16 protein-coding genes are annotated in these 15020 nt (G+C 61.6%); 6 read left to right on the forward strand and 10 right to left on the reverse strand.

The annotated features are described in order from the left end of the window. Nucleotides 1-118: 118 nt before the first annotated feature. The 5 genes from L810_RS03220 to L810_RS03240 are packed head-to-tail and all read left to right on the forward strand — an operon-like array spanning nt 119 to nt 5883. Nucleotides 119-409, forward strand: a complete 291-nt coding sequence (locus L810_RS03220) for a hypothetical protein (protein ID WP_021156947.1) — start codon at nt 119-121, stop codon at nt 407-409. A 59-nt stretch (nt 410-468) separates the two neighbouring features. Then, entirely contained in the window at nt 469-1584 is a 1116-nt protein-coding gene (locus L810_RS03225; RefSeq protein ID WP_021156948.1) for a tyrosine-type recombinase/integrase, read from the forward strand. Nucleotides 1585-1598: 14 nt separating this feature from the next. After that, complete coding sequence (locus L810_RS03230) at nt 1599-3500, forward strand: hypothetical protein (protein WP_021156949.1); 1902 nt, start codon at nt 1599-1601, stop codon at nt 3498-3500. Continuing rightward, nucleotides 3497-5449: an integrase gene (locus tag L810_RS03235; protein ID WP_012218097.1), complete on the forward strand. Its 1953-nt coding sequence runs from the start codon at nt 3497-3499 to the stop codon at nt 5447-5449. Before L810_RS03230 ends, L810_RS03235 begins: the two co-directional genes overlap by 4 nt. Then, nucleotides 5446-5883: a hypothetical protein gene (locus L810_RS03240; protein ID WP_012218096.1), complete on the forward strand. Its 438-nt coding sequence runs from the start codon at nt 5446-5448 to the stop codon at nt 5881-5883. Before L810_RS03235 ends, L810_RS03240 begins: the two co-directional genes overlap by 4 nt. Before the next feature lie 139 nt (nt 5884-6022). Here the strand turns inward: L810_RS03240 and arsN2 are convergent, their stop codons facing one another. The 10 genes from arsN2 to L810_RS03290 all read right to left on the reverse strand — a co-directional run bounded on the left by arsN2 (nt 6023) and on the right by L810_RS03290 (nt 13755). After that, nucleotides 6023-6451, reverse strand: coding sequence for an arsenic resistance N-acetyltransferase ArsN2 (arsN2, locus tag L810_RS03245; RefSeq protein WP_012218095.1), 429 nt, complete (start codon nt 6449-6451; stop codon nt 6023-6025). A gap of 22 nt (nt 6452-6473) precedes the next feature. After that, nucleotides 6474-7211, reverse strand: a complete 738-nt coding sequence (arsH, locus tag L810_RS03250) for an arsenical resistance protein ArsH (protein WP_012218094.1) — start codon at nt 7209-7211, stop codon at nt 6474-6476. Next, complete coding sequence (arsC, locus tag L810_RS03255) at nt 7189-7611, reverse strand: arsenate reductase (glutaredoxin) (protein ID WP_012218093.1); 423 nt, start codon at nt 7609-7611, stop codon at nt 7189-7191. Before arsC ends, arsH begins: the two co-directional genes overlap by 23 nt. Nucleotides 7612-7632: 21 nt before the next feature. After that, a complete protein-coding gene (gene arsB, locus L810_RS03260; RefSeq protein ID WP_012218092.1) occupies nt 7633-8706 on the reverse strand; it encodes an ACR3 family arsenite efflux transporter in 1074 nt (357 codons plus the stop codon). A gap of 64 nt (nt 8707-8770) precedes the next feature. Next, nucleotides 8771-9265 carry an arsenate reductase ArsC gene (locus tag L810_RS03265; protein WP_021156950.1) on the reverse strand — a complete coding sequence of 165 codons (495 nt, stop codon included), beginning with the start codon at nt 9263-9265 and terminating at the stop codon, nt 8771-8773. Nucleotides 9266-9281: 16 nt separating this feature from the next. Continuing rightward, the gene (locus L810_RS03270; protein WP_012218090.1) at nt 9282-9776 is read right to left on the reverse strand and encodes an arsenate reductase ArsC; all 495 of its coding nucleotides are present in this window, start codon (nt 9774-9776) and stop codon (nt 9282-9284) included. 9 nt (nt 9777-9785) lie between these two features. Then, complete coding sequence (locus L810_RS03275; RefSeq protein ID WP_012218089.1) at nt 9786-10265, reverse strand: ArsI/CadI family heavy metal resistance metalloenzyme; 480 nt, start codon at nt 10263-10265, stop codon at nt 9786-9788. Beyond that, nucleotides 10262-10603: an ArsR/SmtB family transcription factor gene (locus tag L810_RS03280; RefSeq protein WP_012218088.1), complete on the reverse strand. Its 342-nt coding sequence runs from the start codon at nt 10601-10603 to the stop codon at nt 10262-10264. The genes L810_RS03275 and L810_RS03280 overlap by 4 nt, the downstream gene beginning before the upstream one ends. 144 nt (nt 10604-10747) lie before the next feature. Beyond that, nucleotides 10748-13237, reverse strand: a complete 2490-nt coding sequence (locus tag L810_RS03285) for an arsenate reductase (azurin) large subunit (RefSeq protein WP_012218087.1) — start codon at nt 13235-13237, stop codon at nt 10748-10750. An 11-nt stretch (nt 13238-13248) separates the two neighbouring features. Further along, the gene (locus tag L810_RS03290; RefSeq protein WP_012218086.1) at nt 13249-13755 is read right to left on the reverse strand and encodes an arsenate reductase (azurin) small subunit; all 507 of its coding nucleotides are present in this window, start codon (nt 13753-13755) and stop codon (nt 13249-13251) included. 892 nt (nt 13756-14647) lie between these two features. Here L810_RS03290 and L810_RS03300 point away from each other — a divergent pair. Beyond that, nucleotides 14648-14842 carry a hypothetical protein gene (locus L810_RS03300; RefSeq protein WP_012464904.1) on the forward strand — a complete coding sequence of 65 codons (195 nt, stop codon included), beginning with the start codon at nt 14648-14650 and terminating at the stop codon, nt 14840-14842. The last annotated feature ends 178 nt before the right edge of the window (nt 14843-15020 follow it).

The raw sequence follows: 15020 nt of genomic DNA on the forward strand, positions 1-15020 counted from the left end.
GTAGGAATACTTCATTTTGTTAGTAAGAAATGTGTTGACAGACATGGCACTCTGTACTGCTATTCAATTTCTTTGAGAAGAGTAGCGGGATGGGGGTCCGGGGGAAGGGATGCGGCCTGTGGATAACTCGGAACTAGAGCGGCTGCGCGGCCTCGCAGTGCTCGACGTGCTTCATCTGATGGCCGAACACACGAAGCTCGATCGGGACTTCGCTCCTGTGCGCGCCTTCAACACCCGACGCGTGCACGTGACTGCTGCCGGCGCCGACTGGGAGTTGTTGGTCGACGGCGCTCGCTTCTTCGACACGCGGGAACGCAAGGGCGGCGGCGGTGCCGTCGACCTCGTGATGCACCTATGGCGCGTGCCATTCAAGCAAGCGGTGAAGATGTTGCGCGAGGCCGGCGCGTGAGGTATGTACGTGCCACCGAGGAGTTCGTCTTCGCCGGACGACCGCGGCCGGGATTCCCCTTGATCCTCGACGACTCGATGACGCCCGCGCAGCCGTTCCACGACTACCTGCTGTACCGGTTGCTCGAGCGTGGCAAGACGCTGGATCCCAAGACTTGGGAGGCGTATGGGCGCCGGCTCTGGGATTTCGCCCGATTTCTGCAGGCGAACGATTGGAGCTGGAACGATCCATTCATGTCGGTTGGGCAGAGCGTCGTGCGTGTCTACCGCGACTGGCAGGCTCAAGACCTCAAACTGGACCCGGCAACCGTCAACGACCGGTTGAGGTTGGTTGCAGCGATGTACCAATGGGCACATGAGCGCGGGCGGATCGACCGCTTGCCCTTCGGCTGTTCCGATATCGCCGTGTACGGCATTGAGCATGACCTGGCCCACGTCACTGGCGGTCGCAAGACGTTGAGCCGTCCGGCAGTGCTGCTCAACGAATGGGACAAGGAACCCGCGTTCCTGACAGTAGACCAACTGAAGATCGCGCGGCAATCGATACGCTCTGCATCGCAACGGCTGCTGTTCGATCTGATGGCGCGGGTTGGTCTGCGCTCAGTCGAGGCACGCACCTTCCCTCTGTCGTACGTGTTTGATCCCAGTGCCCAAAAAGCTCTGAAGCCGGGCACCTTTATCGAAGTGCGCCTCGACCCGCGGGACATGGAGATCAAGTTGAACAAGGCCCGGGTCGTGCACGTGCCATACAGCCTGATGGAGGACATGTACGCATACACGACATACGAGCGCAACGGTCTCGTAGGAGCGGCGGAGCGTAAGGAACTGGTCCTGACGATCCACGGCCAGCGCTACAGCAAGGAAGCCGCGGTGAAGGTCTGCACGGATCTCAGCAACCGGGTCGGCTTCCGGGTACGCCCGCTCATGCTGCGTCACAGCTACGCGATTCATACCCTGCTGCTGTTGCGCAGCCGTCCCGAGATCAAGCTCGAGCCGCTCATGTACGTCCGCGATCGTCTCGGTCACGCGAGTGTCCAAACCACAATGGTGTACCTGCAGCAGATCGAGCGGCTGTTGGGCGCCGAGGCGCTGGCGATGATGGACGAGTTTGACAGGCTCTACGGGGTGAGCAAAGCCTTGGCCTCGGCGCCGCAGGTATCCACCGTTGATCCTTGACACTGAGCCACGCCATGGGCAGAACGAAGAACTACAACGTCAGCGAGAATCGCGCCGCGCCGGTCGGCGCCACATCGGCGTCACGCGAATCGCCGAGGGCCAGCGCCGACGACACCTGCATCGACATGGCGACGCTGTTGGGGCGAGAGGCCCGCTTCCCTCAGAGAATCAAGACGCTCGATCTTCGTGACTGGCTGGGACGTGGCATCGACGACTGGGTGTGCACATCCGGCTTCTGCCTCAAGGCGATGCTGCTCTCTGGCGCGCGCGCGACAGCCTCCGTCACCACGTACTTCGGGCAATTGCATTACCTGTTCGAGTACCTCACGGGCAGTTCGCAAACATCTGTGCCCCCGAGGCCGAAGCTCCCGTCGGACCTGTCTCCGCAACATGTCCAGCACTTCATCGGCTGGCTGCAGAAGCGGGCGCAGGCTGCAGATTGGAGACCGAGTTCGACGCGCAATACCTACCGGGCCGTCAAGACCGTACTCACCGAAATGTTCGTACAGGGCTTCATCGAGGGTGAGCCTTCGCGCTTTTTCCGGCACAGTGCGTTACCGTGGAGCTGCGAAGACAGTCTGCAAACTAGCCTGAGTGACGCGGAGCAAGAGCGCCTGGCCAAGGCTATCAAGTCCGATCTCGTTGATGTTCACCACGGCCGTCTGCCGCTGAAGCAAGGTGCCGTGCAGGGTCTCAGGCTATTGCTGGTGGCGCATCGCCAGGGGCTCAACCCGACGCCCCTGCTCGAGATGTGCCGTGACGCGTTGGCGCCGGGATTCCTGCCTGGCACGATCCGCATGCGCACTGCCAAGCACCGCAGCAAAAAGGTCCGTTCCAGTATCGGCCGCGCCGCTCTTGAACGGCAAGCGTCAACGCAACCGAGCGAGCCCCCCGCCGAGCAAGACCTTTGTTTCGACCTCTCTGAAGGCGCTGTGCTGCAGCAAGCCATCGCGAGCACCCGCGAGCTGGTGTGTGAGGCACCGCCCGCCCTGAAGCAGCGAATCTGGTTGTATCGCGCTGAAGCAAGTGCTGGGTCGATAAAGAGGGGCAACATCACCTGTCTCGACAGCAGGTCCCTCCGTAGGGCGATCCAAGGCGTCATCCAACGCCACAACCTGCTGGGAGACGACGGCCTGCCGTTGCGCCTCAATCTTAGTCGCCTGCGCAAAAGCCGCTTTGACCGCGCACTGCGTACCGCCGACGGCGACATCGCGACCACTGCCAACCTGATGGGTAACACGCCGAGGGTCGCCGGGGCGAACTACCCGTCGATGAACGCGGCGCGCAAGGCCGAAGCGGCGAGCTTCATGAACGGCGACTACACTGCTTTGATGCGGACCGAAGGTCAGGCGCCGAGGGGGCCCGAGATCCAGCCAGTGCAAGTGCGGCCCTTCAGGCTCGGCAAAGACGGCGCAAGCGCCTTGCCGACTCCGACGCCGGTCTCTGCGTGCTCGGATTCGATCAGCGGCGAGCACGCGCCGAATGACGGCCACAGCCACTGCGACCGCTACGTCATGTGCTTGTTCTGCTCGAGCTTTGCCATCGTCGGCACCGTGGACGAACTCTGGCGCCTGTTCAGCTTCCAGATGTTCGCGCAAGCCGAACTTGACTACCTTGACGAAGCCCTGGGTCCGGAGCGCACGGCCGACGGCCTGCTCGAGGACCTGCGTGATCGATACCGGGTGGCCATCCCCTATATCGACGATTTCACTCAGCGCCAGTTCGCGCGCAGCGGGGTCGCGCAGGCTCGTGCCAGGACCGCCTCAGGCCTGCACCCCTACTGGCAGCACCAGATGACCATGAGTAGCCGCGCACGCAGCCGTGTCTTAGCGCCGGAACCGCACGATGACGCATCGCAGAGCGTCGCTGTCGGACTGCAGGCTCGCAGAACGCGCCGGGCAGGACCCAGGGCATGAGTCACACCTCTGCCTTGGTCCTTGGTACGCCCCAAGAACACGCTGAAGACCTTGTCGTGCCGGTCGGCTCTATGCCGGCGCCACGTGCCCTGCGGGCCTTCGAGTTGCTGGCGGCTCAGCCGATCAGCTTGGTCGGCATCCCGCCGGCTGAGCGTGACGCCATCGTGGTGACCGCCGTGGCTGATGCCGCTGGCCACGAGCACCCAGTGAGCCGCTTCGGCGACCGCGTCTGGGACCTCGCGTCGGAGGTCGAGGCGAAGAACCGCAAGGGTTCGGCCTCGAAGATCGTCTGGCCGGACGATGTGCCGAACGCGCTGGTCGACGATGCCAAGGCGGCACTCTACTGCGCCCAGCGACGCGGCCCCCGTGGGCGGCAGTGGTCGGGTAGCTCTATTGCGGAGATTGGCCACAGGGCCGTCCAGGTGCTGAGGCACCTCGCACAATTGGGGCTGGGCGACTTCAGTCAGGTACGCGCGCTGCACCTGTCTGATCACATTACGGATCTGCGGCGCACGCTCAAGCCGATGTCCGTGCATAAGCGGCTGCAGATTATCGACCTCGTGTGGTCATTCCACATGGAAGTCCTGCACCCGTTGCCTGAGCACCCGTGGATGGGGCTTGCCCTCTGGGACGTATGTGGCGGTAACGAGGGCGACCGGGGGCCATCGGGCCGCACCGGCATGACCCCTGTGATTCCGCGCTCGGTGCAGCGCATACTCTTTGCTCACTGCGAAGCCAGCCTCGCTCAGGCAGAGGACCTGTTCTGGGCTCGAGACGCTGGTGAAGTCGGAGCCCCCAATCGCGCCGCGCTCACCGCGATCCGCAATGCGGTCCTGTATCTGCTGCAGATCTCTTCGGGAATGCGAAACTCGGAGAGCACCGGCGTCACCAGCGGGTGTTGGCGTACCGAACAGCGCAACGGCGTGACGTATCACTGGGTGCGCACGCGCGAGATCAAGACGACCGGCGGAGCCGAGGTCGACTTCCTGGTGCCCCCGGAGGCCATCAGCGCGCTCGAGATCCTGCAGCGCTACGCCGAACCGCTGCAGGCTCGGTTGGCCGACGAGGCACGATGGCTCGAAGACGTACTGGCACAGGGCCCCGATCTCACTGGTCACCTGAGTAACGGCATGAAGATGGCTGAGGCCGCGCACCGCCTGAACCATGTGCGTGGAATCGGCCGGCATCTGGTTCTGGGCCTGAACGTGAAAGCCTCTGACCACTTGGGAACCGGGTCGCGGGTCGAGGTGCTGAGCTCAACTTCCTGCGCCTACCAATTGAAGCAACTGGCTGTGGCTGCCGGGACGGAGTGGGACCTGGCCAACCATCAGTGCCGTCGCACCTTCGCCTACAACGTCGCAAACTCGCGTCTGGGGCGAATGGGCCTCGTCTTCCTGAAGTGGCAACTCAAACATGCGTCGATGTCGTGGACGCAGCTTTACGCCGCCAGCCCCTACCAGGATCACGCGCTATATCGTGAGTTCGAGGAGGAGATGTTCGAGGCGCGGCTGGGGCTGCTGGAAGGTTGGGCACATCCCGATGCACTGCTTAGCGGGGGCGCCGGCAAGAAGATCATGCAGACGCGGGCTCGTGCCGCACGAGACCTCAAGCAGCTCCTGAGACAAACGGCCGAGTCGGTCGAACTGCGCAGCACCGGACACGCGTGGTGCATCAGTGGCACGCACGGCTGTCACGGCCAAGGGGTGTACGATCCGTCAATGTGCGGTGGTTGCTCGCAGGCCATCATCGACCAGGGACAAGCATCTGCGTGGCAAATGATCCACCTGGACAACCTGCGGCTAGCGGCGATCACCGATTGCGGCCCCGTCGTGGCCGACAAGGCGCGGCGGGCGGTCGAGCGCTCGAAGCAGGTGCTGCACAATCTCGGCTGCGCGCTGCCGACCGATGACCAGGCCCAGGCGTATACGGCCGCGCGGGAGGGCGCATGAGCACCCGTGCAGGCACCACGCCCGCCGAGCCCCAGACCGAGTCGGCGCCGCGTCGCCGGAGCAGAGGGAAGACGCGGGAGGAACTGCAACTGGCGATGCTGCGGGTCAAGAACAAGGGGCTGAAGCTGAGCATCTCCGCAGTTGCCACCGAGGCCGGCGTGAGCGCCGGCCTCATCCACAACACGTATCCCGACATCGCCGAAGAGATCCGCGCTCAAGTCGGTCGGGGCACTCGGCAGCAGCGCGACGCCAAGGTTGCGGAGGTCAAGGAAGTAAGAGGGCGGTTGAAGGCCCTGCGCATGGAGCGAGACGCTGCACTGGCCGACGTCGCGAGGCTGGCCTCAATCAATGAAACGCTGCGTCAGGAGGTCGCAATGTTGCGGGCGGCAGCTTCTGGAAAGATGGTCGTTTTGCCCCCTCAGATGGACGTTTAAGCCGTTTGCTTGGATCCCTTTGGTCTCGCCGCATTTTACCGGTGAAAGTCGGTCTAGCTGAGGCGCAGTCCCGATGAGATGGTTCGGACCAAGGTACGTCGCTCATGTTGCGTCGATCTGTCGGTGTTCCTGTCAAAGCCTACAGAACTCGCAACATCGAAGCGGCCGACCCCGGACATACGCCCTGGAATTGGCTCGACGCCAACACCAAGGGCGGTACGTCGTCGCGCGCAACGCGCACGAAGCCCTGACGGGTGAAATAGTTCTCCGCGGTCGTGGTGAGGAGCACTAGCGACCGGACTTGTAGCGAATGACACGCGGCGACTAGCTGCGACACGATACGCTGCCCCACACCAGAACCGCGGGCATGTTCCGCCACCGCAATGGAGCGCAAAAGCGCAGCGTCGCGGTAATGCTCAATGCCGCCGCACCCGCACATCGTCGAACCTTCCATTGCGACCACAAAATCCTGCAAATGATCGCTCACACCGACGACAGGCAGACCGCATTGATGCAGCAGGGTTTCAATCGACGCCAGGTCATCGACAGTGGCGGGACGGATCTCCATTTGTCACTCCTTGGACGGGGTTCTAGATGCTCCGCTGGTTCACGCGCTTCGACAGTTCCTCTGCGCTTTCCTTTCGCTCGCTGTACCGATCGACCAGATAGGGACCGATGTCCCGGGTCAGCAAAGTGAACTTCACCAACTCTTCCATGACGTCGACAACACGATCGTAATAGGACGACGGCTTCATTCGGCCTGCTTCGTCGAATTCAGCGAACGCCTTGGCCACCGACGACTGGTTCGGGATGGTCAGCATGCGCATCCAGCGCCCCAGCACACGCATCTGGTTCACCGCGTTGAACGATTGCGAGCCGCCGCTCACCTGCATCACCGCAAGCGTTTTGCCCTGCGTCGGCCGAACCGCACCGACCGACAGCGGAATCCAGTCGATCTGTGACTTCATGATCCCGGTCATCGCGCCGTGTCGTTCCGGCGAGCACCAGACCATCCCTTCCGACCACATTACCAGCTCGCGCAGTTCGACCACCTTCGGATGACTCTCGGGCGCGTCATCGGGCAGCGGCAGGCCGCTCGGATTGAACACGCGCACCTCGGCGCCCATCGCCGTCAGCAGGCGCTCGGCTTCCTCGACCAGCAGGCGGCTGAACGAACGCTCACGCAGCGAACCGTAAAGCAGCAGGAGCCGCGGCGGATGAGTGGAAGGCGCCGCAGGCCGCAGTTCAGCGGCGTCCGGCACGCGAAAATGTGTTGCGTCGAGCTGCGACAGGTCTTTCAGTTGCTCAGACACGCTTGCCCTCCGCATTGATCACGACCTCGCCGTCCTCCTTGGTGAACGATCCTTTCTGCGGGTTCGGCAGAATGTCCAGAACAGCTTCCGACGGCCGGCAAAGCTTCGTGCCGATCGGCGTGACCACGATGGGCCGGTTCATCAGAATCGGATGCTGCCCGATGAGATCGAGCAACTGCTCATCGGTCCACTTCGGATCATCAAGGCCGAGTTCCGCATAAGGCGTGCCCTTCTCACGCAGTACCTCGCGTACGGTCAGGCCCGCGTCAGCCAGCAGCTTGACTAGCGTTTCTCGCGACGGCGGCGTCTTGAGGTACTCGATAATGATAGGCTCCTCGCCGCTGTTACGGATCAGGGCCAGCGTGTTGCGCGACGTGCCGCAGTTGGGGTTGTGGTAGATGGTGATATCAGTCATGTCGAGATTTCTCTGTTCGTATCAAGCGCGGCACTCGTACCAGCCCTTCGACTGGTTCACGATGCGCACCACCAGCAGCATGACCGGCACTTCGATCAGCACGCCGACGACAGTGGCCAGCGCCGCACCAGAGTGGAAACCGAACAGACTGATCGCGGCCGCGACGGCCAGTTCGAAGAAGTTCGACGCGCCGATCAGTGCCGACGGGCACGCGATGTTGTGCTTCTCTCCGACAGCGCGGTTGAGCCAGTAGGCCAGCGCCGAATTGAAGAACACCTGGATTAGGATCGGCACCGCGAGCAGCGCGATCACCAGCGGTTGTTTCAGGATCGCTTCGCCTTGGAACGCGAACAGCAGCACGAGCGTCGCGAGCAGCGCGGCGATCGACCACGGGCCGATCTTCGCCATTGCAGCATCGAATGCCGCCTGCCCCTTCGCGAGCAGCACCTTGCGCCAGATCTGCGCGAGGATCACCGGGATGACGATGTAGAGCACCACCGACGTGAGCAGCGTCGCCCACGGCACCGTGATTGCGGACATGCCGAGCAGCAACCCGACCAGCGGTGCGAACGCGATCACCATGATGCTGTCATTCAGCGCGACCTGCGACAACGTGAACAGCGGATCGCCGCCCGTCAGCCGGCTCCACACGAACACCATCGCCGTGCAAGGCGCAGCGGCCAGCAGGATCAGGCCCGCGATGTAGCTGTCGAGCTGGTCGGCCGGCAGCATCGGCGCGAACAGATGGCGGATAAACAGCCAGCCGAGAAACGCCATCGAGAACGGCTTGACGAGCCAGTTCACGATGAGCGTGACGCCGATGCCTTTGACGTGCTGACGCACTTCATGCAACGCGCCGAAGTCGACCTTGACCAGCATCGGGATGATCATCACCCAGATCAACAACCCGACCGGGAGGTTGACCTGCGCGTACTCCATCCGGCCGATTTGCTGGAACAGGCCGGGCAGCACCTGGCCGAGCGCGATGCCGGCGACGATACACAGCGCAACCCAGACGGTCAGATAGCGTTCGAAGAAATTGATGGCAGGCTTTGCGACGGCCTTGCCCGGTGGGGCGACGTTGGATGTATTCATTGGGCGATGTTCAGTCTTAAGGTCGTTGGCAGTCGCTCGTTTCTGCAGACCGCTATGCGAATGATTAGTTTTGCGAGATCTCGATCAGCGCCGTCTGGAGTCCGGCATTGCTCATGCGATCGAGCGGCAGCGCGAGCAACTGCAGCATGCGATAGCCGATTGCCTGGCGCGTGAGTTCAAAGGCGAGGCGCTTGCCTTCGTCCCCGCCCGTTGCGTTCGACGGATCGGCATAGCCCCAGTGCACGTTGACGGGGCTGCCGGGCCAGTACGGGCACGTCTCGGCCGCTGCGCTGTCGCATACCGTGATGACGACGCGCATTTCCGGCGCGCCGTCGCCGACGAACTCGTCCCAGCTCTTGCTGCGATATCCGTCGACGTCGACACCGGCGTTCGTCAACGCTTCCAGCGCGAACGGATTGAGGCGACCGCTCGGCGCGCTGCCGGCGCTGTACGCGCGCACGTCCTTGCCAAGCTTCGCGGCCCAATGATTCAGCATCCCTTCCGACAGCACGCTTCGCGCCGAATTGTGGGTGCAGAGAATCAGTACATTCGTGGTCATGTCAGAGCATCCGGATTTACTGTTGGCCGATTTCGCGCACTGACTTCTGCAGCGCGACGTTGTCGAGTTCGGTGATAGGCAATGACAGCAGCAGGTCGATCCGACGCTTCAACGTCAGCGCGGCGTCGTGCATGGCCTGTTGCTTCTGTTCGTCAGAGCCCTCGACTTCGGCCGGATCGGGCACGCCCCAATGCGCGATGATCGGTTGACCGGGCCAGATGGGGCAGACTTCGCCAGCGGCCTTGTCGCACACGGTGAACACAAAATCGAGCGTTGGCGCGCCAGGTGCGGCGAACTCGTCCCAGTTCTTGCTCCGATACCCGTCGGTTGGCAAATGCCAGCGCGCGAGCTCGCGCAGTGCGAACGGATTCACCTCGCCTTTCGGATGACTGCCGGCGGAGAAGGCGACGAAGCGCCCATTGCCAAGCTGGTTCATCAGGCCTTCGGACAGGATCGATCGGGCGGAATTGCCGGTGCAGATGAACAGCACGTTGTAGGGCTTGTCGCTCATGGATGGACCTCAGCAGCAGGATGATTTCACCGGCACGCCGATCGGCTTGCCGCGTGCAGGGGAACAGCAAGCAGAAGCTTCGGCATTCGATTCAGCCGACTGCGAGTTGCGCGATTCACCGAAGGTCGGAACGTCTCCGAGCGTCTGATACGTCTCCCAAGCGATGCCTTGCGGGTCGACGGCCCAGTACTTGTCGGAGCGCGCGTAACAGCACGCCGTGCCGATTTGCTCGTCGACGGGCACCGCGGCGCCGCTCAGGCGTGCGTGCATTTCGGCAAGCTCGGCCTCGTTCTCGACCTGAACGCCGAGATGATCGAGCCCCGGCGCGGCGCCGCGCTGCGAGATCGCGAAATTGACGCGTGGATCGTCGAGCATCCACTTGGCGTAATCGACCTTTTCAACGGTGGGCTGGCTCGCGAATAGCGCCGAATAAAACCGGATGCTGGCCGTCAGATCTTCGACGGAGAGGTGGATGTGCAGACGTTTCACGACGCGTTCTCCTTTGAGGGCTTGCAGCCACCGGCCCCGATGGGTGTGCAGGGATTGCCCCCGCAGCAGTTTTCGGTCAGAAAGCCCAGCAGATCGTTCATCGCCGCGTAGTTGGCCGAATAGATCATGAAGCGGCCACGCTGCTCGACCGTGACGAGATTCGCGTAGGTGAGCTCTTTCATATGAAAGGACAACGACGAGGGAGCGATGCCCAGCCGTTCGGCAATCTGACCGGCAGGCAGCCCCCCGGGGCCCGCTTCCACGAGTAGTCGAAAGACGGCCAGCCGGGATTCCTGAGCCAAGGCGCCGAGGGCGCGGACGACAGAGTTCGTTTCCATGTTTCAATCATAGTTGAAATATTGAACATTGCACAGCCTCTCCGCGCACCGATCGAACGACGCCGCCATCCGGCAACAAAAAGCGGCGCGACAGCGGTTGAGCCGCCATCGCGCCGCGTTGCATCCGAAATCAACCAAGTGCACTCAGGTTGCGTCGATACGTCGGCTCTTGAAGCTCACGGTTTCCTTGAAATCCTGAACCGACCCCACCCGGCGCAGGTTCGCCCACGTGCCCTTGTAGTACGGCACGACGTTCCGGTCCGTCCATGGGGTCGTCACGTTGCCCATGATCCCGTTGAAATGCCCGAACTGCATGAACGTCTGGCCATGCTTGATCGCGGGCTCGAGGTAGGCCATCGCGTAGGTCGAACCATAATCGTTATAGACCTCGACGACGTCACCGGACGTGATGCCGAGCGAACGCGCGTCGTCCGGGTTGAGCTCGAGAAAAGCCATCGGCACGCGTTCGCGCACGAACTCGTTGTACTGGTCGTGATAAAGGGTCTGCCAGACTTCGTTGACGCGGCCGTTGTTGATCCAGAATTTGTACTTCGCCTTCTGATCCGCCACCGGCTTCGGCAGGCCAGTCCACTTGGCCGGCTTGAATTGCGCTTTGCCATCGGCCGTGTCGAACTTGCCGTCCATGTAGAGCATTTCGGTTCCGATCAGCTTGCCGCCTTCGAATGACTTGGCGGGCAACTGGACACCGTTGTTGCCCATCGCGCGAAGCCGCGCGTAGGTCACCAGATTGCCGGTCTTGCCGCCCTGACTGTCGATTGGTCCGACGCCGGCTTGGCCCGCCTGCCGGAAGCCGTCATTGAATGCGTCTTCTTCGGTTTTCCAGTCGAAGCCGGCAAACCGGGCGGCCATGTCGCTCTTCCCTTCGGCCTCGTACATCCGCTTGAGCGTGTTCGCGATCGCGGCTGCAATTAGGCAGTCCGGCATCGCGGAGCCGGGCGGGTCCATGAAGCGCTCGGAGAGTCGCATGCGTCGCTCGCCGTTCATTGACGTCAGGTTCATCTCGCCGGGGTGTGCCGCCGGCAACATCAGATGTGCCGCTTCGGCAAGCTTGGTCGGATAGAGGTTGATGTTCGCGAAGAACAGCCCGCCCTTGTTCTTCACGGCGTCATAGGCGACGTCGACGAGCTGCGCAGTCGAAGCGCCACGCTCGCGCGACATTGCTTCGCGCACAATGCCGGCACGGTGCAAGATGACCGCGCGATGTTCTTCCGCGTTCAATGTCGTCTGGAATGGATTCGCGCCCCAGGCCGTGTACATCATGCCCTTGCCGTGAATGATCTCCTGGTCGACGTAGATCTTCATGTTGCCGGGATACGGAGGCCGTGTGTAGCCTTCCTGGTGTCCGCCCATCCGGACGACGCCGGTGCCGCGCCGACCGACGTTGTGCGTCGCGAGCACGACGTCGACCAACGCAGATTGGATCAGGTAGTTGTCGTTACCCCAGATGATCCCCTTTTCATAGGCGTGCATGGTCCTCGGGCGGTGCCCCGATGCCTTGGGTTTGTACGCCCATTCGGCCGCCTGCTTCAGACGCTCGACCGGCACACCGGTAATACGACTGGTTTCATCCAGCGACAAGCGGTTCGTCTTCAAGGCATCGTCAAAGGCGCTGGTGTATTCCGCAACGAAGGCCTTGTCGTGCCATCCCTGATCTACCACGTAGGTCAGCAAGCCGTCGAACAGCGCGATATCCGTACCGGGCTCAATGTCCAGATGCAAGACGTTCTGTTTGCCGGCGACCTTCTCGGCGATCGCAACCGTGGTGGTGCGTCGCGGGTCGACGAAGATGATCTTGGCGGCTGCGACACTCTCGCCGGGGAAGCGCTGCTTGCGCTTGTCGATGGTCTGCCCCTGCAGGTTCGGCAGCCAGTGGGCAAGGAAGTAGTTCGTCTGCGTTTCATATGAGTTGCAGCCGATCGCCATGATGACGTCGGCCAGCTCGGCGTCCTCATAGCTGTTGTTCAACTCGCCGATGCCCATTTCACGTGTGGCATGGCACTCCGAGTTGTAGGCCGGCCGGTTGTGGATGCGCACGAGCGGCGTCTTGAGCGCGGTGAACATCAGCTTGCCCGTTCCCCATGTGTTCTCGAAGCCGCCACCAGCACCACCGTGGTCGAAGCAATCGAAAGCGAGCACCGACGGGCCGTCGCGATCGAGGATCTTCTTGGTCAGGCCGGCATACAGCGCGAGCGCGTCTTCCCAGCTCGTATCCATCCATTGATCGGACAGATATATGCGAGGGCTGCGCAAGCGCTCTTTGGCGACGCCACCATCGGGGTTGTACATGACCTTCGCAAGCTGTCCGCCGCGTGTCGACGACAAGCCACGGTTGACGCTGCAGGTCTTGTCCGGCACGACCATGATGTTGTACCGGCGACCGTCCTTGTCGGTGATCGTGTTTTGCATCGCCGGCGTCATGACGATCGACAACGGCGGCAACTGGGTGCGGAAATCCAGCCCCAATGCGTTCTGGTTCGGTGCTCGTCCGCCTTCGACGTTTTCGGGCCATTTGAACACGTGGTATCCGCATCCGACGATGCAGAAGTGGCAGGTCAGATTCGTGCGCTGGGCCTGAACGGGCGGCAGTGCCACCCGATCCTTGTTGGTAGCCATGATCGTTCCCTCTACAGCAGGTTGGCTTGGCGGCCGTAAATCAACCCATCCACTGCAATCGCGCGTACCGTGCCATTGCTGGCGTTGTAGTCGAGCACGATCGAGGGAAGCTTTTCCGTTGCCTGTCCCGAAATCATCTGACCGGCTTTTTCAGCATCGAACTTGCTGAAGTGGCAAGGGCAATTGAATTCGCGTGTGGTGCCATCGTATGCAACCGGACAGCCCATGTGGGTGCACAACACGCTGAACGCGACGATGTCTTTATCGGGGCCGACGCCACCGGGGACGGGGGTCCGCATCTTGACTACCGCACATGGCGATGACGCATCCGGAAAGGTAAACGCGAGGGGTACGTTTGGTCGCAATTGCCCGGCGCGTGCGATCACTTTCGGGGTATAGGGCAGCGTCGTTCGTCCGGCGTCGACCTGAGCGGCCTGTGCCGATGGAGCCCCAGCCACGGTTACGCCGGCGGCTGCCCCGCCAGTGAGTTTGAGAAATTGCCTGCGGTTAAGACCCATGGTCTCCTCCATTTCGACATTTGATAGGCGGATTGCTTGATCGCATGTACGAACTGGATTCCAATCGAAATGGTGGCGGACGCAACTTCTTGTATGAAGTGCGGCACCCAGATTTTTATATTTCTTGAATTATTGATTCGGGTGTAGAGCAAACCTTTCAGAATTTCAAGGTGCACGGGCGAGCAAAAGCCATGCCGCCGGGTTTACGTGGACATCGCACGAGCGGGCGTCTCGGTTTTCTGCACCCCTCATGATCCACGCCGAACGGTGTCACTGGCTTCGTGCCCCGTCCGCCAGTTGAATTTTTGTTCGTGGATGCAATACTTCAAAGATTCGCCACGAAGCGTCACACTGCACCATGCCTGCCTCGATTACCTGCCTTACACGGCCTCTCGTCTGCGACGATTCAGGCTTGCGCTTTTCTGCATATGGTCATGGCTGGGGATACGTCGCAGTCAGACTTCCGGCAGCCGTCGTGTGCGACAAGCTCGGCGCCGGCGCAACGACTCCTGACCATTTGCTCGCGACATTCGAACTCCACCAGGAGCAAATCGCACGTGCTATCAGTCGACATCAATTGCCGAACTATGGCGAGGCCATTCAACTCGACGCGTCGGACTTCTAGGGCGATGTGGCACCAAGGCTTGGTCTGACTGCGGATCATTTACGCGGTTGCCCAAAGACTACGTACGACGAATCCCTACGCAGGTGGTCCAGAACGAATAGTCGAGGCGAATTCCTCGGACAGTACGGATATCCTGGAAACGCGCATGGCAAGAATCTCATCCTTTCCTTGACCCTCCCATGGTTGGAAGGTGAACACTGCAATTAGCGGCATTGGTCCGGTGGCACCGTGCGCAAACCAAGCTGCTTTAATGCGGGAGCAACTGCTATGTCGTGTTCGCTGCGGGACGACGTGCTGGCCGTCTTCGCCCGGTCGTGCGAAGAAGGAGAGTTCGAAGTCGCGGAACATCTGCTTTGCGCAATCGAAGTCATTGCACTGCAGTCACTCGATTTCGAGCAGCTTGATGTCGCATACGCATTTTTGGGACGAAGCCTGACGAACGGCCAGACAGGAAGTCATTGAATCAAATCCATATTTTTATAGGGGCAAACCGGAGACCCTTGTCGCGCCTAGGCCAGGCGATGCCGGCAAAGCGCACACAAATCACGGCGACGCCTGCAGCGAGCCGCAAACTGTTCGTTGTGGAGTTGCACACTAAATCAACGACTTACGATGATTTAATAGTTAGTAGTATTCAGAC

The organism is Burkholderia sp. AU4i (assembly GCF_000466765.1).
Taxonomy (GTDB): Bacteria; Pseudomonadota; Gammaproteobacteria; order Burkholderiales; family Burkholderiaceae; genus Burkholderia; species Burkholderia cepacia.